Annotated in this window: 1 protein-coding gene; it reads left to right on the top strand. The window is 62.3% G+C overall.

Annotation, left to right across the window (positions count from 1 at the left end):
- Positions 1–6 precede the first annotated feature (6 nt).
- Positions 7–239: ATP-binding cassette domain-containing protein (locus tag SB772_RS45190; RefSeq protein ID WP_410839174.1), on the top strand; the 233-nt coding region annotated here is incomplete at its 3' end.

The raw sequence follows: 239 nt of genomic DNA, 5'->3' as shown, positions 1-239 counted from the left end.
ACCGACGTGTCAGCGACACTGCGTTTTGACAATATCGGCAAGGTGTTCCCAGGCGTGCGCGCGCTCGACGGCGTGTCGTTCGAGGTGAACGCCGGCGAAGTGCACGGCCTGATGGGCGAAAACGGAGCGGGCAAGTCCACGCTCCTGAAGATTCTTGGCGGCGAATATCAGCCCGATTCGGGCCGCATTCTCGTCGATGGCAACGAAGTGAAGTTCGCGGATGCCGCGGCCTCGATCGG

The sequence above is a fragment of the Paraburkholderia sp. SIMBA_030 genome (assembly GCF_046535245.1).
Taxonomy (GTDB): domain Bacteria; phylum Pseudomonadota; class Gammaproteobacteria; order Burkholderiales; family Burkholderiaceae; genus Paraburkholderia.
This window is presented reverse-complemented; position numbering and strand designations above follow the sequence as displayed.